Origin of the sequence: Streptomyces sp. NPDC047130 (genome assembly GCF_040643475.1) — a bacterium.
Taxonomy (GTDB): domain Bacteria; phylum Actinomycetota; class Actinomycetes; order Streptomycetales; family Streptomycetaceae; genus Streptomyces.
Map to the genome: position 1 here is coordinate 271487 of NZ_JBEYUK010000001.1, position 19963 is coordinate 291449.

The window sequence follows — 19963 nt, forward strand, 5'->3', positions numbered from 1 at the left end:
GCGCCCCGGACCGGCCCCGCCCGTCCCCGACCCGTTCCCGGGCGCGGGGCCGCACCTGAGACAATGAGAGGCATGGCCTCTGATCGTCCTCGCGTGCTCTCCGGTATCCAGCCGACCTCCGGCTCGTTCCACCTCGGCAACTACCTCGGCGCGGTCCGCCAGTGGGTGGACATGCAGAAGACCCACGACGCCTTCTACATGGTCGTCGACCTGCACGCCATCACCGTGCCCCAGGACCCGGAGCAGCTCCGCCGCAACACCCGGCTGTCCGTCGCCCAGCTCCTGGCGGCCGGACTGGACCCGGAGCACTGCACCCTCTTCGTGCAGAGCCACGTGCCGGAGCACGCCCAGCTCGGCTGGGTCATGAACTGCATCACCGGCTTCGGCGAGGCCTCCCGGATGACGCAGTTCAAGGACAAGTCCGCCAAGCAGGGCAGCGACCGCACCACGGTCGGCCTGTTCACGTACCCGATGCTGATGGTCGCGGACATCCTGCTCTACCAGGCCGACCAGGTCCCGGTCGGCGAGGACCAGCGCCAGCACCTGGAGCTCACCCGCGACCTGGCCGAGCGGTTCAACACCACCTACGGCCCGACCTTCACCGTCCCGAGCGCGTACATCCTCCGGGAGACGGCGAAGATCTACGACCTGCAGGACCCGTCCGCCAAGATGAGCAAGTCGACGGCCAACCCCAAGGGCCTGATCAACCTCATGGACGACCCGAAGGTCACCGCGAAGAAGGTGAAGAGCGCGGTCACCGACACCGAGACCGTGATCCGCTTCGACCGCGAGAACAAGCCGGGCGTCTCCAACCTGCTCACCATCCTCTCCACCCTCACCGGCCGGTCCGTGCCGGCGCTGGAGGCGGAGTACGAGGGCAAGATGTACGGCGCCCTCAAGACGGACCTGGCCGAGGTCATGGTCGAGTTCGTGACGCCGTTCCGCGACCGGACCCAGGAGTACCTGGACGACCCGGAGACCCTCGACCAGATCCTCGCCAAGGGCGCGGAGAAGGCGCGTGCGGTCGCGGCGGAGACGCTGGCCGCGACCTACGAGCGGATCGGCCTCGTCGCGGCCAAGCACTGACCGGCCCGCCGGCGGCGCGTCCGGCGCGTCCGGCGCGGCGGGGCAGGACACCGCCGGCCTCCGAGCGCCCCTCGCGCCACCGGTGATACAGGTGCGATCCTCCCGGTTCGGAGGTGCGCCGCCGTACAGTCGATGTCAGTGGCGACGCCGGAGGGCGAGACGGGTGGCAGCACCCGCCCGGCGCAGCCCGGGCGTGACGGAAGACGACACGACAGGAGACGACGTGGGGACCGTAACGATCGGCGTGTCGATCTCGGTCCCGGAGCCGCACGGCACCCTGCTCCAGCAGCGCCGCGCGGGCTTCGGCGACGCCGCGGCGTTCGGCATTCCCACGCACGTCACGCTGCTCCCGCCGACCGAGGTGGACGCCTCCGCGCTGCCCGCGATCGAGGCGCACCTCGCGGAGGTGGCCGCGGCGGGCAGACCCTTCCCGATGCGGCTGGCGGGCACCGGGACGTTCCGCCCGCTGTCGCCGGTGGTCTACGTCCGGGTGGTGGCCGGCGCGGAGGAGTGCGCGCAGCTGCAGGCGCGGATCCGCGACGAGGCGGGGCCGGTGGCGCGGGAGCTGCAGTTCCCGTACCACCCGCACGTCACCGTGGCGCACGGGATCGCCGAGGAGGCGATGGACCGGGCGTACGAGGAGCTCGCCGACTACGCGGCCCAGTGGCCGTGCACGGGATTCGCGCTGTACGAGCAGGGGGCGGACGGCGTCTGGCGCCGCCTGCGGGACTTCCCCTTCGGCGGCCTCACCCTTCCCACCCAGTCCGCCACCGAACGCCACCCCACCCTCAACTGACGCCCGCGCTCCCCTCCGGCGCCGCGGCGGCGGGGGAGCCGCCCGCGGGTCACAGGGGCAGGCGGCGGAAGAGGGGCCGGGGGAGGTGGCGGAGGAGGGCCATGACGGGGCGGAGGGGAGAGGGGACCCAGATCGTGGAGGCGCGGCGCCGGAGCCCCGCCTCGACCGCACCCGCCACCGCCTCCGCCGTCGTCGCCAACGGCACCTCCCGCAGGTGCGCCGTCATCCGCGTCCGCACGAACCCGGGCCGCACCACCATGACGTGGACCCCCGTCCCGCACAGCGAGTCCCCGAGCCCCTGCGCGAACGCGTCCAGCCCCGCCTTGCTGGAGCCGTAGACGAAGTTGCCGCGCCGCGCCCGCTCCGCGGCGACGGACGACAGCACCACCAGCGACCCGTGCCCCTGTCCCCGCAGCGCCGACGCGGCGACCAGCCCGGCCGACACCGCCCCGGTGTAGTTGGTCTGCGCGACCCGGACCGCCCCGGCGGGATCCCGCTCGTCCCGCCGCTGGTCGCCGAGGATGCCGAAGGCGAGCAGCACCAGGTCGACGTCGCCCTCCGCGAAGACCTTGCCGAGCACCTCCTCGTGCGCCTCGGTGTCCAGCGCGTCGAACTCCACCGTCCGCACGTCGGCGTCCGGCCGCAGGGCCCGCAGCGAGGCCGCGGCGGAGTCCAGGGCGGGGGAGGGGCGGCCCGCCAGCCGGACGGTGCGGCAGCGCCGGGCGAGCATGCGGCGGGCCACCGCGAGCCCGATCTCCGAGGCGCCGCCCAGCACCAGCATCGACTGGGGTGCGCCGAACGCGTCCTTCACTTGAACTCCTTGGAAGTCGTCACAGGCCGAGGCGGCGGGAGAGGTCGGAGGTGAAGACCCCGCGCGGGTCGAGCTCGGCGCGCAGCGCGCGGAACTCGTCGAGGCGCGGGTACATGGCGGGCAGCAGCTCGGGCCGCAGCCGGGCGTCCTTGGCGAGGTACACCCGGCCGCCGGCCGAGGCGACCTCCTCGTCGAGCCCGTCGAGCAGCTCGCCGAGCCCGGGCAGCCCGGCGGGGATGTCGAGGGCCAGCGTCCAGCCCGCCGTGGGGAACGACAGCCAGCCCGGGTCGCCGTCGCCGAACCGCTTGAGGACGGCCAGGAAGGACGGGCAGCGGTGGTCGGAGACCCGGCGCACGACGCGCCGCAGCGTCTCCTCCTCGCCGTGGCCGACCACGAACTGGTACTGCACGAACCCGCCCCGGCCGTAGACCCGGTTCCAGTGCGGCACGCCGTCCAGCGGGTGGAAGAAGGCGGGCAGGCGCTGCAGCTCGCCGGTGCGGCGCCGGGGCGCCTTGCGGTACCAGAGCTCGTTGAAGACGCCGACCGTGGTGCGGCCGAGCAGGCCGTCGGGGAGGAACGACGGGGCGGCGGGCAGCCGGGAGGGCCGGAACGCCAGCGGGTCCCGGCGGGCGCGCGAGGAGCGGGGGAGCGCGTCCAGCGGGGCGTGGTCGCCGCGGGTGAGCACCGCCCGGCCGGTGGCGCGGCCGCGGGCCAGCAGGTCGATCCAGGCGACCGAGTAGCGGTAGTGGTGGTCGGTGGCGGTGAGCCGGGCCATCAGGTCGTCGAGGTCCGTCGCCCGCTCGGTGTCCACCGCCATGAGGGACGTCTGCACCGGCTGGAGCCGCAGCGAGGCGGTGAGTACCACCCCGGTGAGGCCCATGCCGCCGCAGGTCGCGTCGAAGAGCGGGTCGCCAGGGGAGACCGTGCGGATGGAGCCGTCCGCGGTGAGCAGCTCCATCGACAGCACATGGCGGGAGAAGGAGCCGGAGACGTGGTGGTTCTTGCCGTGGATGTCGGCGCCGATCGCCCCGCCGACCGTGACGTACCGGGTGCCCGGGGTGACGGGCACGAACCAGCCGAGCGGGAGCAGCACCTGCATCAGCCGGTGCAGCGAGACGCCCGCGTCGCACAGCACCACGCCCCCGGCGACGTCCACCGCGTGGATCCGGTCGAGGGCGGTCATGTCCAGCACGGCGCCGCCCGCGTTCTGCGCGGCGTCGCCGTAGGCGCGGCCCAGGCCGCGGGGGATGCCGCCGCGCGCCCCGCAGCCGCGGACGGCGGCGACCGCCTCGTCGTAGCTGCGGGGACGGACCAGCCGGGCGACGGTGGGCGCGGTGCGGCCCCAGCCGGTGACCGGGACGGCGGGAGCGACGGTCGTCGGGGAGGGCTGCGTGGGCGGCATGGACGCGACGGTAGCGGCGGTGCGTCCGTTGTGCGGAGAGCTGCGACGGTACGGCGCGAGTCTCGCCGGAACGGGTGATTGATGGGGCTTTGGGCGTTATTGCCCAGGATCGGGGCCCGGCCCGGTGAACAGTGGGCCGCATGCACGGTGTCCCCCTCCTCGCTGCCCCCGCCCCGGCCCTCCTCGCCCCCGGGCCGCCCGCCTCCCTCCGCCCGGCCCACGCCGTCCGGCGGCTCGACGCCCGGCTGCTGGTCTCCCTGCACGCCCGCGGCGACGACCCGCGCACCGCCGCGGCGGCCCGCGCGCTCTCCCGCGCGGGGGAGCACGGCGCGCTCTGGCTGGCCGCGGGCCTCGCCGCGGCCGCCGTCGACCGGCCCCGCCGCTCCGCCTGGCTGCGCGGAACGGCCCTGACCGCCGCCGCCCACCTGGCCGGCGTGGGCGTCAAGCAGCTGGTGCGCCGGCCGCGCCCCACCGCCGTCCCGGCCCGCGTCCCCGTCCTCGCGCCGCACTCCTTCCCCAGCTCGCACGCCGCCTCCAGCGCCGCCGCGGCCGTCGCCGCCGGGGTGCTGCTCCCGGCGGCGGGCGCGGTCGCCGCCCCGGTGGCCGTCGCGATGTGCCTGTCCCGGGTGGTGGCCGGCGTGCACTACCCCTCCGACGTCGCCGCGGGCGCGGCGCTGGGCGCGGTCGCCGCCGGACTGGGGGCGCGGGGGCTGCGGAGGAGGCGCCATGGCTGAGCGCGTCGCCGCCACCGGGCCCCTGCTGGTCGGCCCGCGCGCCCGCCCCGGCGGCGCCCCGCGTCCCTCGCCGCCCCGCCGCCGGGGGGCCGGCGCCCTGTTCGCCGGGCTGGTGCGCACCGCCCGCCCCCGGCAGTGGGTCAAGAACGTCCTGGTGGTGGCCGCCCCGGCCGCCGCGGGCCAGCTCTTCACCACGGCCGCCCTGACCCGGCTGCCGCTGGTCCTGGTCCTCTTCACCGCGTGCTCCGCCGCCGTCTACCTGATCAACGACGCCCGCGACGCGGAGGCCGACCGCGCCCACCCGGTCAAACGCCACCGTCCCGTCGCCGCCGGACAGGTGCCGGTCCCGGTCGCCTACGCGGCAGGCGGCGCCCTCGCCGTGCTGGCCCCGGCCGCCGCCGTGCTGCTCTGCCCCCCGATGACCGCGGCGGTGCTGGCGGGCTACGTGGTGATGCAGCTCGCCTACTGCCTGCGCCTCAAGCGGGTCCTGGTGGTCGACCTGGCGGTGGTGGCGGCCGGCTTCCTGATGCGGGCCATGACCGGCGGCATCGCCATGGACATCCCGCTCTCCCGCTGGTTCCTGATCACCACCGGGTTCGGGGCGCTCTTCATGGTCTCCGCCAAGCGCTACTCGGAGGCCGTGGAGATGGCGGGCAAGGGCGGCGCCACCCGCGCGCTCCTCACCGAGTACACCGCCGGCTACCTGCGCTTCGTCTGGCAGCTCGCGGCGGGCGGCGCGGTCCTCGGCTACTGCCTGTGGGCCCTGGAGCACGGCGGCGTGCCGCAGACCGGGCTGCTGCCGTGGCGGCAGCTCTCCATGATCGCGTTCATCCTGGGCATCCTCCGCTATGCCGTCTTCGCCGACCGCGGCACGGCCGGCGAACCCGAGGAGGTGGTGCTGCGGGACCGGCCGCTGGCGGTGGTCGCCCTCGCCTGGGCGGTGCTCTACGGGCTGGCGGTGACCGGCTGGTGACGGCCGCCCCGGTCACCCGGCGGGAGCTGGCCGGGTTCGCGGCCGCCGGGCTGGCGGCCTACCTGGTGGACCTGGCCGCCTTCACCGCGCTCCTCGGGCCGGCCGGGCTGCCGCCGCTGCCGGCGAAGGCGCTCGCCTTCCTCGCCGCCTGCGCGGTCGCCTACGCGGGCAACGCGCTGGGCACGTACCGCGGTGCGGCGCCGGGAAGCGGTCCTGGCCGCCCGCCCGCGGCGGCCGGACGGCTGCGCCAGGCCCTGCTGTTCACCGCCGTCAACGCCGCCGGGGCGGCGGTGCAGCTCTCCTGTCTGGCCGTCAGCCACTACGGGCTCGGGCTCACCTCGCACCGGGCGGATCTGGTCGCCGGAGCGGGAGTCGGCATGCTCCTGGGCACGGCCGTCCGGTTCTGGGGTACGAGAACCCTCGTGTTCCGCGACCGCCGAGGCCGCGGGGACGACGCGACCGGCGACGGGAACGGGGTCATGGGATGGACTGGCTGAGGAACCTGCCCGTCGTCGGCCCCTGGATGGCCCGGCTGATGGACACCCACGCGTGGCTCGCCTTCGAGCGGCTGGACCGCGTCAAGTGGACCCGGCTCGCCGCCGCCATGACCTTCACCAGCTTCCTCGCCCTCTTCCCGCTGCTGACGCTCACCGCCGCGGCCGGGGCGGCCACGCTCACCACCGAGCAGCAGCGGACGCTGCAGGACAAGCTGGCCGAACAGGTGCCGGGGATCTCCGACCAGCTCGACATCGAGAAACTGGTCGCCAACGCGGGCACGGTCGGCCTGATCGCCGGTGCGCTGCTGCTGTTCACCGGGCTGAGCTGGGTCGACTCCATGCGGGGCTGCCTGCGGGCCGTCTGGGAGCTGCCCGACCCGGACGAGAACCTCCTCGTCACCAAGGCCAAGGACCTCGGCCTGCTGTTCGGGCTGGGCGGCGCGGTGCTCGCCACGCTGGTGATCTCCACGGTCGCCAGCGGCATGGTGGGGCGGCTGGCCCGGGCGATGGGGCTGGAGGAGGGCGGCATCGGCGGCGTCCTGCTGGGCGTCGCCGCGTTCGCCGTCGCCGTCCTGGCGGACTTCCTGCTGCTCCTCTTCGTGCTGCCGGTGGTGCCGGGGGCGCATCCGCGGCGGCGGCTCCTGACGCAGGCCGCGTTGATCGGCGCGGCCGGCTTCGAGCTGCTGAAGCTGCTGCTCAGCGGTTACATCCAGGGGGTCGCCGCGAAGAGCATGTACGGCGCGTTCGGCGTCCCGATCGCACTCCTCCTGTGGATCAACTTCACCTGCAAACTCCTCCTCTACGCCTCCTCCTGGACCGCCACCGAGAAATCCGCCCGCCCCGCGACGCCGTAACCGGCCCCGTACCCGTCCGCGGGCGCCGCACGGCCGTGGTGCGAGCCGTGCGCGCGGGCAGTGGACGCGCGGTGAACCGACGACGCCTCGCCGCGCGCAGCGGGACGCACGTGCGGCGAGGCGGTGGGGTGGTGGGTCAGGCGGGCTGGCCTTCGCCCTTGTCGGCGGTGCGGGGGGAGGACGCCTGCTGGGGCATCCTGGCCTCGGCGCCGCCCCCGCCCGCGACGGTCCCCTCGGCCGTGTCCGGGGCCTTCGCCGCGGCCGTGCCCTTCGCCGCGGCCGGGGCCTTCGCCGTGTCCGGGGCGTCCGCGTCTTCGCCCGGCTCGGCGGCACCCTCGGCCTCGGGGTCCGCGGCGGCACTCGCGGCCTTGGTCGCGTCGGCTGCCGCGGCGGGCACCTCCGCCTTGCTGTCCGCGTCCGCCGCGGCGGAGGTCCCGGCCTTGTCGCCCGCCTCGTCGCCGGACTCGGCCGCCGTGGCCGCCGCCTCCGCGTCCGCGGGCGTTCCGCGGCGCGGGGTCGTGCCGGGGAGCGGCCAGCGGCGGTGGACGAGGTAGCCGCCGCCGGCGAGGAGGACGAGCACGCCGCCCACGATGGCGAGCGGGATCCACACCGGCCCCGCCCCGCCCTCCCGGGAGGAGGCCACCGCCGCGGTGTCCGTCTTCGCGTCCGCCCCCGCCGGCGCCGCCACCGCGGCCGACGGCGAGGCCGCCGCCACCTGCGACGCGGGCGGCACCAGCTCGCCCACCGGCGTCACCTTCCCCGACGCCGCGAACCCCCAGTCCAGCAGCGACGCCGTCTCCTCGTAGACCCGGTTGAGCTCCTTCTTCTGCGGGTTCATCACGGTGACCAGCAGCACCCGCTCGCCCCGCTCGGCCACGCCGGTGAACGTCGCCCCCGCGTGGGTGGTGTTGCCGTTCTTCACGCCGGCGATGCCCCGGTACTGGTCCATGCCCGCGCCGGTGAGCAGCCGGTTGGTGTTCTGGATCTCGAAGGAGCCGCGGGACGTCTTCCCGTCCTCGCCCTTCTTCGTCTCGCCGGGGAACTGCGCCTTGACCGTGGCCGCGTACTCGCGGAAGCCGCCCTTCTGCAGCCCCGCCCGGGCTATCAGCGTGAGGTCGTACGCGGACGAGACCTGCCCCTTCGCGTCGTAGCCGTCGGGGCTGACGACGTGCGTGTCCAGCGCCTGGAGCTCCTTCGCGCGGGCGTTCATGTCGGCGACCGTCCTGTCGAGGCCGCCGTTCATCGCGGACAGCACGTGCACCGCGTCGTTGCCGGACCGCAGGAAGACGCCCAGCCACAGGTCGCGGACCGTGTAGGTCTCGTTCTCCTTGACGCCGACCAGGCTGGAGCCGGCGCCGACCTTGGAGAGCTCCTCGCCGGTCACCTTGTGGGTCTGGGACGCGGGCCAGCGGTCCAGCAGGGTGTCCGCGAAGAGCATCTTCAGCGTGCTCGCCGGCGCCATCGGCACATGGGCGTTGTACGAGGCGAGGACCTCGCCGGTCTCGGCGTCGGCGACGATCCAGGACTTGGCGGAGAGGTCGTCGGGAAGTTCCGGCGCGCCCACCCCAGGCTGGACCTGGACCCCGGCGGCGGCCAGCCGGGCGCCGCCCACCCGCGAGGCCGACGTCGGGAGCGGGTCCTTCCCGGCCGCCCCGGAGGGGGCCTTCGAGGCGTCGCCGCCCGCGGCCTTCGTCGGCGTGGACGAGGGCCGGGACGTGGGCCTGGAGGTCGACGTCCCGGTGGAGGAGGAGTCCGAGAGGCGGCTGCCGGGCGTCTTCGGGCCGGGCCGCAGCGGCTGCGCCTCCGCCTGACCGCCGGACACCGGCAGGACGAGGCCGAGCGCCAGCGACAGCAGCGCGGCGGACGCGAGCAGAGCGGGTCGTCCGGTGGACTTCTTCGAAGCGGGCACGGACGAAAACGTACATGCCAAATCCGGCGTGGGCGTAGCCCCGGTGCCCGCCCGCGCCCCGCCGTGATTCCGGTCGCACTCCGCGCCCGGACGGCCACCCCGGCCGTCGGCCGCCCCGTCCTGCGGAGATACTGGCGGTATGAAGCTCAGCCGACCCGTCTCCTGGTTCCTTCTCGCCTTCGGGGTGTGGAGCTGGGTCATCTGGATCACTTTCGTCAAGAACCTCTACAAGGACGGCAGCGGTCTCGCGTTCGACGACGCGGGGGACCCGACCGGGTACTTCTGGGTCCACCTGCTGCTCGCGGTGGTCTCCTTCGTACTGGGGACGGTCGTAGGGGTCATCGGGTTGCGCGGAATTCGCGCATTGCGGCGCAACTCATAGCCGCGACCGTTCAACCACACACAGGGACAGGGGACTTACCGGACGTGGGCGTCGTTTTCGTGCTCGTCGCACTGCTGGCTCTCGCCGTGCTGGCGGCACTCCACTGGTACATGTGGCGGCGTCTGGTGCGGGACACCACCGTGCCGCGGAGCCTGGCCCGGCGGCTGGGCACCGCCGTCTTCCTGCTCGGCGTGGTGCTGATGTTCGGCGCCATGTCCAGCCGGGGCGAGACCCTGCCGTTCTCCGTGCGCCAGGCCGTGGCCTGGCCGGGGTTCCTGTGGATGGCGGTGATGATCTACCTGCCGATGGCCCTGATCGTCACCGAGCCGCTGCGGCCCCTGCTGCGCCGTCGGCTCGCCCGGCGTGACGCCCGCCGCGCGGGCCTGACCGGAACCGACACCGCCGACGCCGCCGCGCCGCGGGAGACCCCCGCCGCCGCGCAGGCCACCGAGGCCGGTGCGGGTGCCGCCACCGGTGCCACCGCGGGCGCCGGTGCCACCGCCGAGCCCGCGAAGGCTCCGGCGGCCGAGGCGCAGGCCGGCGCCGTCGCCGTGGACCCCGCCGAGCGGCCCGCGGGAGCGACCGCCGAGGACGCCGCCGCGCCCGCCGGCGATTCCGCGCCCACCGACGCCGCCGCGCCCACCGACGGCGGCAGCACGGAGGCCGCGGAGGGCCTGTCCCGTCGCCTCTTCGTCGCCCGCACGGTCGGCGCCGTGGCCGCCGTGGCGGGCCTCGGCACCGTCGGCGCCGGCACCTACGGCGTGCTGAACGGCCCGACCGTCAAGCGGGTCACCGTCCCGCTGGCCCGGCTGCCCCGCGCCGCGCACGGCTTCCGGATAGCCGTGGTGAGCGACGTCCACCTGAGCCCGGTGCTGGGCCGCTCCTTCGCGCAGCGCGTGGTGGACACCGTCAACGGCACCCAGCCCGACCTGATCGCCGTCGTCGGCGACCTGGTCGACGGCACCGTCCGCGACCTGGGCCCGGCCGCCGCCCCCCTCGCCGGGCTGCGCGCGCGGCACGGCGCGTACTTCGTCACCGGCAACCACGAGTACTTCTCCGGCGCCGAGGCGTGGGTGAACGAGGTCCGCGACCTCGGCCTGCGCCCGCTGGAGAACGCCCGCACCGAGCTCGCCCACTTCGACCTGGCCGGCGTCAACGACATCGCTGGCGAGGACGAGGGCCAGGGCCCCGACTTCGGCAAGGCGCTCGGCGACCGCGACCGCTCCCGCGCGGTCGTCCTCCTCTCCCACCAGCCCGTCACCATCGACGAGGCCGTGCGGCACGGCGTCGACCTCCAGCTCTCCGGGCACACCCACGGCGGCCAGCTGTGGCCGGGCCCGTACCTGGCGGGGCTGGCGAACCCGACGGTGGCCGGGCTGGAGAAGTACGGCGACACCCAGCTCTACGTGAGCCGGGGCGCCGGCGCCTGGGGCCCGCCCACCCGGGTCGGGGCGCCGTCCGACATCACCGTCGTGGAGCTGGCCTCCCTCCAGGCCTGACCGCACCGGAATCCCCGGTTCGGGCACCCCCCTTTCCCCACGCGTCACTCCTGTGGTTCAGTGTGGCCGCCGATGTGAAGGTCCGAGGAAGATCGGCGACAGGTGATGTGTCGGGCCCTGGGGAGGGACCTGTGCGCTCGATTCGAGTGCGGATTCTTGCGATTGTGCTGACCCTCGCGGTGGTCGGCGTCGGTGCGTGGCAGCTGCTGCCGGACGACTCGGCGGACGCCGAACCCATCGTGGTCGGCACCAGCGACGTGGTGACCTCGCTGGACCCGGCCGGCGCCTACGACGCCGGGTCCTGGGGAGTGTTCTCCAACGTCTACCAGACGCTGCTGACCTACCAGCTCGGCAGCACCGAGCCGGTGCCGGACGCCGCCGAGGAGTGCTCGTTCACCAGCGACGAGGCGGTCGAGTACGTCTGCACGCTGCGCGAGGGGCTGAAGTTCCCCAGCGGCCGGGAGATGAACGCCGAGGACGTGAAGTACTCGTTCGAACGGGTCGTCGCGATCGACTCCGAGGTGGGACCGGCCTCGCTGTTCACCACCCTCGAGTCGGTCAAGGCCGACGGGGACGAGGTGACCTTCCGGCTCTCCAGCCCGGACGCCACCTTCCCGTTCAAGGTCGCGACCGGCGCGGGCGCGATCGTCGACAGCACCCTGTACCCGGAGAAGGAGCTGCGCGGCGGCAACAAGGCCGACGGCACCGGCCCGTACCGGCTGGCCTCCTACAAGGAGGGCAAGGAGGCGGTCCTCGAGCCCAACCCGGACTACCGGGGGGCCGTCGAGGAGAAGCCCGCACCGGTCACCCTGCGGTACTTCCACGACTCCGAGTCCCTGGACAAGGCGTGGAAGGCCGGGCGGATCGACGTGGCCTCCCGCCAGCTCCCGCCGGACACGATCGCCGGGCTGTCGACCACCGACCCCGACTACCGGGTGTCCGAGAGCTCCGGCTCCACCACCAACAACCTGGTCCTCAACGTCCAGGACGGGTCGCCGCTCGCCGACACCTCCGTGCGCAAGGCCATGGCCTGGATGATCGACCGCGAGAAGATCGCCGCCAAGGTGATGCAGGGCTCCGTCGAGCCGCTCTACTCGCTGATCCCGGCGGGCTTCACCGGCCACAACACCGCCTTCTTCGACGCCTTCCCGGAGCGCGACCCCGGCAAGGCCCGCGAGCTGCTGCAGCAGGCCGGCGTGCAGACGCCCGTCCGCATCGAGCTCGGCTTCCCGCGGACCGGCGCCCGCGAGCAGGAGGCCTACGAGCTGAAGGAACAGCTGGAGGAGGGCGGCCTGTTCCTCGTCCAGCTGGAGGGCCGCGAGTGGGCCGACTTCCAGAAGCAGTACGCGCAGGGCAAGTTCGACGCGTACACGGTCGGCTGGATCGCCGACTACCCGGACGCGGACAACTTCTCCGCGGTGCTGATCGGCACCGACAACGGCATGAAGAACGGCTTCAGCGACAAGCGGATCGACGAACTCATCCTGCAGAGCCAGTCCTTCGGCGAGCGCGTGCGGGCGGTGCGGACCTTCGAGGAGATCCAGCGGCGGACGGCCGAGCACGTGCCGATGATCCCGCTCTGGCAGCGCAAGGAGTACACGGTCACCAGCAAGGACGTCGGCGGTGGCCAGTACCTCAGCGACGGCACGGGCGTCTACCGCCTCTGGCGCCTCGGCTGGCTCTGACGGCCGACCGCGACCCTGTCCGGGGCCGTCACGACACCGCCTGACGCCGCCGTGCCGTCCCCGAGGCCGCCCGGCCGCTCAGTCCGAGCGGCCGGGCGCCTCCGCGTCCGGCTTCGCCGTGCCGCCCGCCGTCCCGTCGCCCTCCGCGTCCGGCTCGGGGCCGGCCAGCCCCGGGAGGAAGTCGGTGAACAGCTCGTGCACCTCGCGGACCAGGGGCCGCAGCACCCGGAAGCGGGCCAGCGAGACGCCCAGGGTGGTGAGGCGGGCGCCGCGTTCGGCGAGCCGGTAGCTGCGCTCGCGGCCCGGGGTGCGGTCGAAGACCCAGTACATGACCAGACCCATCAGCGAGAGCCACATCAGTTCCGGCAGCGTGTCCTTCAGCTCGGCCGGCACCTTGGCCTTCGAACCGGCCAGCACCTCGCGGAAGATGCCGATGGACTCCTCGCGCGGCCCCTTGGACTCCGGGGAGAACGGGCTCAGCGGGGAGTCCGGGTCGGCGGCGTTCTTGAAGAACTGCGCGGCGAACTCGTGGTACGGCTCGGCCACGTCCAGCCAGGCCTTGAGCACCCCCGCCAGGCGGGCCTGCGGATCGGTCTCCCGGTCCAGGACCGACCGGACCGCCACCCGGTGCTCGGCGGCGATCCGGTCGTAGAAGCCCTGGATCAGGTGCTCCTTGCCCGAGAAGTAGTAGTAGGCGTTGCCCACCGACACCCCGGCCTCCTGGGCGACCGCCCGCATGGTGGTGCGGTCGTACCCCCGCTCCTGGAAGAGGCGCATCGCCGTCTCCAGGATCAGCGTGCGGGTCTGCTCGCTCTTGGGCCTGGGGGCTCTGGATTCCTTCGGTTCGGGCACGCCCCGAGCCTAACCAGTGCCGTCGGCCCGTGGCGCATGCCCCGTCGGGGCGGCGGCGGGGGCCGGGGGCGCCGAGGCACCAGCCGGTTCCCGCGCGGTGCGCCCGGCCGTCCTCGGCCTACGCTGGGGAGGTGACGACTCCTCACCGGTTCATCGCCACCCTCTGGCGGCGGATCCGCGGCCAGTGGCAGTGGCGGATCCTCTGGCTGGCCAACGCGACCTTCATGGTCGGCGTGACCGGCGTCGTCCGGGACGACCGGGGGCGCGTGCTGCTGCTGCGGCACCGGCTGTGGCACCCGGACCGGCCGTGGGGGCTGCCGACCGGATTCGCCGAGCGCGGCGAGGAGTTCGGGCAGACGGTGGTCCGCGAGGTCAAGGAGGAGACGGGCCTCGACGTGCGACCCGGCCGGCTGGTCCGGCTGCGGAGCGGGTTCCGGCTGCGGCTGGAGGTCGCCTACGAGGCCGAGCTGGTCGGCGGCGAACTGGTCGTCGACGACTTCGAGATCCTCGAGGCGCGGTGGTGCGACCCCGCCGACCTGCCGGAGGGACTCCAGCCGGCCCACCGCGCGCTGATCGCCGGGGCGACGGAGGGCCTGGACGGCTCGGCCTGACACCGCCCCCCCGCCCCGTCCGGCGTCAGGGTGAATCGCCAACGGCTGCGCGCAGGCCTCCGAGCCGGCCTCCACGCCGTGGGAGGCGCCGCCGGACAGGGGTCAGCGGCCGGAGGCGCCGGTGCGGTGGTGGTCGCGCCGGTCGCGGTCGCCGCCGCCCGCACCCCGGTCGCCGTCGCCCCTGCCGTCGCGCTCGCCGCCGCCGGAGGCGCGGTCGTCGCGGGTGTCCGCGTCGTTCCGGTGGAGCGGGCGGTCGGAGCCGCCCCGGTCGGAGTGGCCGCCGCCGCGTTCGCCGTCGTCGGGGCGGCCGCGGCGGTCGTCGTCCTGGTCGTCGTCGCGCCAGACGGTGCCGTCGGCCGGGGAACGGTCCTCGCCCACCAGGCGGGCGCAGTAGTCGGCGGCGGACAGCCGCGCCTCGCCGGCCGCGGTGTCCAGTCCCCGGCGCTGCTCCGCGCTCAGCGGACGGCCCGCGAGGTAGGCCCGGCAGACGGCCCGCAGCGACCCGCTCGCGGCGCGGCCCTGCTTCCCGGCCCGGTCGCCGTCGCCCGCGGAGGCCTCGCCGCCGTCCCGGTCGCGCCGGTCCGCCGTGCCCGCCGTCCCGGTGTCGTCGTGGTCCCGGTCGCCGCGGTTCGTCCCGCCGTCCTGCGGGGCGGCCGACGTGAGGCCGGTGAGCCCGGACGCCGCGTCCTGCGGCAGACCCGTCCCGGGCGTCTCCGAGCCCAGCGGCACCGGGGTGGAGGTGCCCGCCGGCACCGGTATCGCGGTGGCCGCCACCCCGGCCGGGGCGCGCTCCGCGGACCCCAGCGCGTGCAGTCCGCCGCCGATCGCCGCCCCGCCGCCGACCACACCGGTCACCAGCACCGCGGCCAGCACGAACCGCTGCCGGGCGGCGCCCCGGCCCCGGGCGCGTCCGCGCACCGGCCGCGGGGCGCCCGGCACGTCCGCGGGGGAGACGGCCCGTGCCGCGCGGAAGGCGGCCACCGCGGCCTCCTCACCACCGGCCCCGCACGCGCCGCCGGTCCCGCGGGCATCGCCGGTCCCGCACGTCTCGCCCGCCCCGCACGCGCCGCCGGTCCCGCACGCGCCGCCCACGACGTCCGCCGCCGCGTCCCGGCCCCGGACCACCGCCGGTCCGGCCGACAGGCGGTCCAGCACCCGCTCCAGGTCCCGGGCCGGCGCCGGGGCCCCCGCGTCCAGGCGCTCACCGCGCAGCAGACGTTCCGCCGTGTCGCGGTCCAGCCACCTGTCGTGCTCGTCGGGCATCACATGTCCTTCTGCGTCCGCGTCGGCGCGTACGTCACTCCGGCGGACGCCGCCAGCCTCTGGCGCGGCCACCGCGGCGGCGGCACCAGGCCGAGTATGCCGATCCGCTCCGCGACGGCCTCCACCGAGGCGGCGGCGACCGGCTCCGGCCCCCCTCCCGCCTCCGCCCCGGCCCCCGCCCCGGCCTCCGCCTCCGGCGCCGGCTCGGCCAGCAGTTCGGCCAGCTTCCGCAGCCCCCGGTGCGCGGCCTGGCGTACGGCGCCGGGCCGCTTGCCGAGGGTCGCGGCGGCGGACTTGGCGTCCAGCCCCATCACCACGCGCAGCACCACGGCCTCGGCCTGGTCGGCGGGCAGACGGGCGATCAGCGCGAACGCGCGGTCCGTGGCGAGGGCGTCGATCGCCTCGGCCGCGGTGTCGGCGCCGGCCGGCCGGTCGGCGAGTTCCGTCTCGTCGCCCGCGGTCGCCGGGCGGCGGCCCCGCATCCTGATGTGGTCGAGCGCCCGGTTGCGGGCGATCCGGGCGGCCCAGCCGCGGAAGCGGTCCGCGTCGCCGCTGAACCGGTGGAGGTCGCGGGCGATCTGCAGCCATGCCTCCGAGGCGACGTCCTCGGCGTCGGGTTCGCCCACCAGTGTCCGTACATAACCGAGCAGCCGCGGATGCACCGTGCGGTACACAGTCCGGAACGCGGTCTCGTCCCCGTCCTGCGCCGCGTGCACCGCGGTGGTCAGCTCCGCGTCGTCCCCCACCCCACGCGTGCCTTTCTCGCGCCCAGACCGGCGCCGCTGCCGCGGCCCGGATTCGTCTCCGTCGCGACAGGCACGTTACGGCGCCGGGGAGCCCACGTCCACGTTCCCATGGAGGAGTCGACGATTTTTGTGTGGTTGGTGTGACAAATCTGCGAGGAAGGACGCTGACACCATTGCGGGCCGGTGACGGTCCGTCGGCAGCGACGGCCGGGGCCTCTCCTGTGGGGGGTGGCGGCCCCGGCCGTCGCCTCGTCGGGGGCGAGGGCCGTCCTCAGCCCAGGCGCTCCGCGAGCTGCTGGAACTCCGTCCAGTCGAGCGCCGGGTCGCGGCGGTCCCAGAGCTTCTGGGCGGTGGCCCGCAGCGGCATCCGCAGCCCCGCCGCCACCTGCTCCTGCGTCTGGGCGTTCGGCCGGTCGCCCCAGACCGCGAACGAGCCGCCGAGGATCTGGCCGTCGTACCGCTCGGGCACCGGCGTGGAACCGCGCACCACCAACGGCGTCCACTCCTCGTAGATCCGCCGGCCGGTCGGGTAGACGAAGGTCTGCGGCTCGCCGAGCACGTAGTAGAGGTACTCGTCGTTGTAGTTGATCACCTGGCGGCCGGCCTCCAGGAACTCGACGGGCTCCCGGGCGCCGATCTCCTTGCCCGTCCAGTACGCCACCTGGATGTCCTTCGCGGGGGCCACCGCGCCCCCGTCGAAGAACCCGTCGTTCCAGGCCCGCGGGGTGCGGTCCAGCTTCTTCACGGTGGCGGCCCGGTCGTTGAGCCATTCGGTGGTGAGGTCCTCGACCGTGCCGTCGGGGCCGTACTTCTCCCGGGCGGCGGTGGCCAGGTTCGGGTAGGAGGCCTCCGGGTCCTCGGCCATCAGGGCCAGGTACTCGTCGGCTCCCAGGTGCCACTCGGTGCCGGGCAGGACCTCGGAGTACTCCTGGATCAGTTCGTCGACGATCCTTCCCGAGGCCGGCTTGGAGATGTCGATCGCCCCGGCGGCCGGACGGCCGTTCGCGTTGTACAGCTGGAGGTCCGGGTGGGCCTCCAGCACCGCGCCCAGGTGCCCGGGGGAGTCGATCTCCGGGACGATCCGCACGTGCAGGCTGCGCGCGAGGTCGACGATCCGCCGCACCTCGGCCTTGGTGAGGTGGCGCTCGGAGACGACCTCCGGGTGGCCGCTCGACTCGATGCGGAAGCCCTGGTCGTCGGAGAAGTGCAGACCGAACTCGTTGTACTTCAGGTCGGCGATCTCCCGGATCCGGTCCTCGATCCAGTCGGCGGAGTAGAACTTCCGGGCGATGTCGAGCATCAGGCCCCGCTTGGGCTTGGCCGGCTCGTCGCGGATCTCGCCCTCGGGCGCGCCGCCGGCGGCGGCGAGCTGCTTCAGGGTGCGGGTGCCGAGGAAGACCCCGGCGTCGGTCGGCCCGTCGATCACCGCACGCCCGTCCCGGACGGTCAGCCGGTACGCCTCCGGGTTGCCGCCCTGCCCACCGCCGGTCTCCAGCCGCAGGTCACCGTCCTCGGCGTCGCCGGCGCCCTTCTTCCCGGCGTAGGACATGCCGAGCTCCTGGGCGACGAGGCGGCCCTCGTCGGCGAGGGAGTCGTCGTCGACCACCACCCGCGCGCCCTCCCGCGGCTTCCAGCCGGGGCCGGACGCGGCGGTGAACGCGCGGACCGCGGGGATGGTCCGGGGCGGTCCGGTGACCGGCGAGGTGCTGGGCGCGGCGCGGGTGCCGGCCGGCGTGCGGCTGCCGGGCGACCCGCCGTCCCCGGCGGGCCAGAGGTTGTAGGCCAGGACCACCGAGCCGGCGGTGAGGACCGCCGCCGCGGCCCACCGGGCCTGCCTCATCCGCCGCAGCCGGTCGGCGGAAGGTCCGGACCTGCCGTGCTTCGGGTTCTTTGCGGTACGACGACTGTGCTGGCTCACCTTGCCAACGTAAGAGCGTTTCGTCCCCCTCGCCTGCCGACGCGCGGCGTCCACCCCTGGCCGGTCCTCTCTCCCCTGCGGGTGAAAGACGGATATTCGGCTACCGCCTCCGTGGTCGCCCCGCTACCGTGTGTCCACAACTCCCGCACCGTCCGCGCAACGTTCCCGCCGACCACGACCGGCGCCGCCGCACGGCGCCCCCGGACCCGCCGAGGACTCCCGCTGCCATCGCCACGTATCCCGGAACAGGGCTCGTACACGCCCGACGGCCTGGAGCGGTTCAACCGGACATCCGAGACCGCCGCCAGGCACCTGCTCTCCCGCTGCCTGCGCAGTTCCCGCTGGGCCGCCCGGATGGCGGCGCACCGTCCGTACCCGGACGCGGCGGCCCTGCTCGCCGCCTCCGACGAGGCCGCCTACGACCTCCCGCCCGAGGAGCTGCTCGCCGCCGTGCGCGAGGAGTGCCGGCTGCTCCGGACGGATGAACTCGCCCGCGCCTTCCTCGCCGCCGACGAGCCCTCCACCCCCGCGGCGGGGGCAGGGGCCGGGCCGCGGCGCGCCGGAGACGGGGGAGGGCTGTGGTCCGAGGCGCAGCTGCGGGTGGTCCGCTCGATGCCGCGGGCGGCGCGGACCGCGGTGCGGGCGGCCTGGGTGGCGTACGAGCAGCGCTTCGGCCACGGCTTCGTGCTCTCGCTGGAGGGCGTGGACCCGGAGGACGCGCTGAACCACGTCCTCACCACGGTCCGCAGCCGGCTGGCCCTGACCGCGGAGGACGAGCGGGTGGTCGCCGCCGAGGAGCTCCGGCAACTGGCGCGCGAACGACTCACCCGACTGATTCGTTCCGATCGTGCCCTTGATTTCGGTACGGAATGTGCCGAATTCCCCCCATTCGCACCCCCGCTGGGGCTACCGGTTTGATCACATCGGCAGGGCTGCGCTAAAGGTTCCGACAGCACGTCGCTACGATGGCCGGGGCCGGTGGACCGTACCCGGCCGGGCCCGTCCGACAGACAAAGCCGGCGAGGCCCCAATCCCCGCTCCCGGAGGGTTCTTCCGTGCCGGCTGGAACGCTTTACCGCGGACGGGAAGGAATGTGGTCGTGGGTGGCTCACCGAGTCACCGGCGTGCTGATCTTCTTCTTCCTGTTCGTCCACGTGCTGGACACCGCTCTCGTGCGTGTCTCCCCCGAGGCCTACGACGAGGTCGTGGCCACGTACAAGACCCCGATCGTCGCGCTGCTGGAGTACGGCCTCGTCGCCGCGATCCTCTTCCACGCGCTCAACGGCCTGCGTGTCATCGCCGTCGACTTCTGGTCGAAGGGCACCCGCTACCAGAAGCAGATGCTCTGGGCCGTCGTCGGCGTCTGGGTCGTGCTGATGATCGGCGCCCTGTACCCCGTCCTCGGCCACGCCGCTGCTGAAGTCTTCGGGAGCTGACGCCAAGCATGTCGAACAACACCGCCAAGACGGACACCGCCGCCCCGGGCATCGGCCCGGTGGAGGGCGCCTCCCTCTACTCCGTCGACAACCCGGCTCCCGTCATCGAGCCCCCGCGCAAGCGCACGAAGAAGACCGGGCGTTCCACCCGCGGCAACTTCGAGCTGTACGCGTGGCTCTTCATGCGCCTGTCCGGCGTCGTGCTCGTCGTCCTGGTCATCGGCCACCTGCTGGTGCAGCTGGTGCTGGACGGCGGCGTGCAGAAGATCAGCTTCGCCTTCGTGGCCGGCCGCTGGGCCTCGCCGTTCTGGCAGGTCTGGGACCTGCTGATGCTGTGGCTCGCCATGCTCCACGGCACCATCGGCCTGCGCACGATCATCAACGACTACGCGGAGCGCGCGAACACCCGGGTGTGGCTCAAGGGCCTGCTCTACACCGCCACGGTGTTCACCATCCTGCTGGGCACGCTGGTGATCTTCACCTTCGACCCGAACATCCGCTAGATCCGG

At 74.5% G+C, this 19963-nt stretch carries 20 protein-coding genes; 13 read left to right on the plus strand and 7 right to left on the minus strand.

Going from position 1 to position 19963, the window contains the following annotated elements; all coding sequences use genetic code 11:
- Positions 1-72: 72 nt before the first annotated feature.
- Together trpS and ABZ836_RS01220 are read left to right on the plus strand one after the other, a co-directional pair.
- Complete coding sequence (trpS, locus tag ABZ836_RS01215; RefSeq protein ID WP_361138206.1) at positions 73-1086, plus strand: tryptophan--tRNA ligase; 1014 nt, start codon at positions 73-75, stop codon at positions 1084-1086.
- Between the two features lie 223 nt (positions 1087-1309).
- Positions 1310-1882, plus strand: coding sequence for a 2'-5' RNA ligase family protein (locus ABZ836_RS01220; RefSeq protein ID WP_361138208.1), 573 nt, complete (start codon positions 1310-1312; stop codon positions 1880-1882).
- Between the two features lie 49 nt (positions 1883-1931).
- On the opposite strand, the gene ABZ836_RS01225 is transcribed toward ABZ836_RS01220, so the two are convergent.
- Complete coding sequence (locus ABZ836_RS01225; protein ID WP_356128902.1) at positions 1932-2693, minus strand: decaprenylphospho-beta-D-erythro-pentofuranosid-2-ulose 2-reductase; 762 nt, start codon at positions 2691-2693, stop codon at positions 1932-1934.
- A 19-nt stretch (positions 2694-2712) separates the two neighbouring features.
- A complete protein-coding gene (locus tag ABZ836_RS01230; protein ID WP_361138210.1) occupies positions 2713-4095 on the minus strand; it encodes an FAD-binding oxidoreductase in 1383 nt (460 codons plus the stop codon).
- A gap of 140 nt (positions 4096-4235) precedes the next feature.
- Between ABZ836_RS01230 and ABZ836_RS01235 the strand changes: the two genes are divergently transcribed.
- Genes ABZ836_RS01235 through ABZ836_RS01250 form a run of 4 tightly spaced genes read left to right on the plus strand, consistent with a single transcriptional unit; the run spans position 4236 to position 7153 of the window.
- Complete coding sequence (locus tag ABZ836_RS01235) at positions 4236-4829, plus strand: phosphatase PAP2 family protein (protein WP_356128907.1); 594 nt, start codon at positions 4236-4238, stop codon at positions 4827-4829.
- Positions 4822-5802, plus strand: coding sequence for a decaprenyl-phosphate phosphoribosyltransferase (locus tag ABZ836_RS01240; RefSeq protein WP_356128909.1), 981 nt, complete (start codon positions 4822-4824; stop codon positions 5800-5802). Before ABZ836_RS01235 ends, ABZ836_RS01240 begins: the two co-directional genes overlap by 8 nt.
- Positions 5799-6299: a GtrA family protein gene (locus ABZ836_RS01245; RefSeq protein WP_361138213.1), complete on the plus strand. Its 501-nt coding sequence runs from the start codon at positions 5799-5801 to the stop codon at positions 6297-6299. The genes ABZ836_RS01240 and ABZ836_RS01245 overlap by 4 nt, the downstream gene beginning before the upstream one ends.
- Positions 6287-7153: a YihY/virulence factor BrkB family protein gene (locus ABZ836_RS01250; protein WP_361138215.1), complete on the plus strand. Its 867-nt coding sequence runs from the start codon at positions 6287-6289 to the stop codon at positions 7151-7153. Before ABZ836_RS01245 ends, ABZ836_RS01250 begins: the two co-directional genes overlap by 13 nt.
- A 136-nt stretch (positions 7154-7289) precedes the next feature.
- Here the strand turns inward: ABZ836_RS01250 and ABZ836_RS01255 are convergent, their stop codons facing one another.
- Complete coding sequence (locus ABZ836_RS01255; protein WP_361138217.1) at positions 7290-9062, minus strand: serine hydrolase; 1773 nt, start codon at positions 9060-9062, stop codon at positions 7290-7292.
- Positions 9063-9201: 139 nt separating this feature from the next.
- Here ABZ836_RS01255 and ABZ836_RS01260 point away from each other — a divergent pair, with 139 nt between their 5' ends.
- From ABZ836_RS01260 to ABZ836_RS01270, 3 genes are all read left to right on the plus strand, one after another.
- The gene (locus ABZ836_RS01260) at positions 9202-9444 is read left to right on the plus strand and encodes a hypothetical protein (protein ID WP_356128920.1); all 243 of its coding nucleotides are present in this window, start codon (positions 9202-9204) and stop codon (positions 9442-9444) included.
- 44 nt (positions 9445-9488) lie between these two features.
- Entirely contained in the window at positions 9489-10943 is a 1455-nt protein-coding gene (locus ABZ836_RS01265; RefSeq protein ID WP_361138219.1) for a metallophosphoesterase, read from the plus strand.
- Positions 10944-11074: 131 nt separating this feature from the next.
- On the plus strand, positions 11075-12628 hold the full coding sequence (locus ABZ836_RS01270) for an ABC transporter substrate-binding protein (protein ID WP_361138221.1): 1554 nt from the start codon (positions 11075-11077) through the stop codon (positions 12626-12628).
- A 78-nt stretch (positions 12629-12706) separates the two neighbouring features.
- Here the strand turns inward: ABZ836_RS01270 and ABZ836_RS01275 are convergent, their stop codons facing one another.
- Entirely contained in the window at positions 12707-13480 is a 774-nt protein-coding gene (locus tag ABZ836_RS01275) for a TetR family transcriptional regulator (protein ID WP_356128928.1), read from the minus strand.
- A gap of 131 nt (positions 13481-13611) precedes the next feature.
- Here ABZ836_RS01275 and ABZ836_RS01280 point away from each other — a divergent pair, with 131 nt between their 5' ends.
- The gene (locus ABZ836_RS01280; RefSeq protein WP_356128931.1) at positions 13612-14091 is read left to right on the plus strand and encodes an NUDIX domain-containing protein; all 480 of its coding nucleotides are present in this window, start codon (positions 13612-13614) and stop codon (positions 14089-14091) included.
- Between the two features lie 102 nt (positions 14092-14193).
- Here the strand turns inward: ABZ836_RS01280 and ABZ836_RS01285 are convergent, their stop codons facing one another.
- The 3 genes from ABZ836_RS01285 to ABZ836_RS01295 form a co-directional block, all read right to left on the minus strand.
- Positions 14194-15354, minus strand: a complete 1161-nt coding sequence (locus tag ABZ836_RS01285) for a hypothetical protein (protein WP_361138224.1) — start codon at positions 15352-15354, stop codon at positions 14194-14196.
- Positions 15354-16100, minus strand: a complete 747-nt coding sequence (locus ABZ836_RS01290; RefSeq protein WP_361138226.1) for an RNA polymerase sigma factor — start codon at positions 16098-16100, stop codon at positions 15354-15356. The genes ABZ836_RS01285 and ABZ836_RS01290 overlap by 1 nt, the downstream gene beginning before the upstream one ends.
- A 271-nt stretch (positions 16101-16371) precedes the next feature.
- Positions 16372-17940, minus strand: a complete 1569-nt coding sequence (locus tag ABZ836_RS01295; RefSeq protein WP_361138526.1) for a glycoside hydrolase family 20 protein — start codon at positions 17938-17940, stop codon at positions 16372-16374.
- A gap of 348 nt (positions 17941-18288) precedes the next feature.
- Between ABZ836_RS01295 and ABZ836_RS01300 the strand changes: the two genes are divergently transcribed.
- The 3 genes from ABZ836_RS01300 (at position 18289) to sdhD (ending at position 19957) form a co-directional block, all read left to right on the plus strand.
- Positions 18289-18936, plus strand: a complete 648-nt coding sequence (locus ABZ836_RS01300) for a 2-oxo-4-hydroxy-4-carboxy-5-ureidoimidazoline decarboxylase (RefSeq protein WP_361138529.1) — start codon at positions 18289-18291, stop codon at positions 18934-18936.
- A 137-nt stretch (positions 18937-19073) separates the two neighbouring features.
- Positions 19074-19454: a succinate dehydrogenase, cytochrome b556 subunit gene (gene sdhC / locus ABZ836_RS01305; protein WP_356128940.1), complete on the plus strand. Its 381-nt coding sequence runs from the start codon at positions 19074-19076 to the stop codon at positions 19452-19454.
- An 8-nt stretch (positions 19455-19462) separates the two neighbouring features.
- Positions 19463-19957: a succinate dehydrogenase, hydrophobic membrane anchor protein gene (gene sdhD / locus ABZ836_RS01310; RefSeq protein WP_356128943.1), complete on the plus strand. Its 495-nt coding sequence runs from the start codon at positions 19463-19465 to the stop codon at positions 19955-19957.
- The last annotated feature ends 6 nt before the right edge of the window (positions 19958-19963 follow it).

What these genes read in the sequence shown, in the direction of transcription:
- trpS (WP_361138206.1), top strand. Translation starts at nt 73, where the DNA reads ATGGCCTCTGATCGTCCTCGCGTGCTCTCCGGTATCCAGCCGACCTCC.
- ABZ836_RS01230 (WP_361138210.1), bottom strand. Translation starts at nt 4,095, where the DNA reads ATGCCGCCCACGCAGCCCTCCCCGACGACCGTCGCTCCCGCCGTCCCG.
- ABZ836_RS01235 (WP_356128907.1), top strand. Translation starts at nt 4,236, where the DNA reads ATGCACGGTGTCCCCCTCCTCGCTGCCCCCGCCCCGGCCCTCCTCGCC.
- ABZ836_RS01240 (WP_356128909.1), top strand. Translation starts at nt 4,822, where the DNA reads ATGGCTGAGCGCGTCGCCGCCACCGGGCCCCTGCTGGTCGGCCCGCGC.
- ABZ836_RS01250 (WP_361138215.1), top strand. Translation starts at nt 6,287, where the DNA reads ATGGACTGGCTGAGGAACCTGCCCGTCGTCGGCCCCTGGATGGCCCGG.
- ABZ836_RS01260 (WP_356128920.1), top strand. Translation starts at nt 9,202, where the DNA reads ATGAAGCTCAGCCGACCCGTCTCCTGGTTCCTTCTCGCCTTCGGGGTG.
- ABZ836_RS01285 (WP_361138224.1), bottom strand. Translation starts at nt 15,354, where the DNA reads ATGCCCGACGAGCACGACAGGTGGCTGGACCGCGACACGGCGGAACGT.
- ABZ836_RS01295 (WP_361138526.1), bottom strand. Translation starts at nt 17,940, where the DNA reads ATGAGGCAGGCCCGGTGGGCCGCGGCGGCGGTCCTCACCGCCGGCTCG.
- sdhD (WP_356128943.1), top strand. Translation starts at nt 19,463, where the DNA reads ATGTCGAACAACACCGCCAAGACGGACACCGCCGCCCCGGGCATCGGC.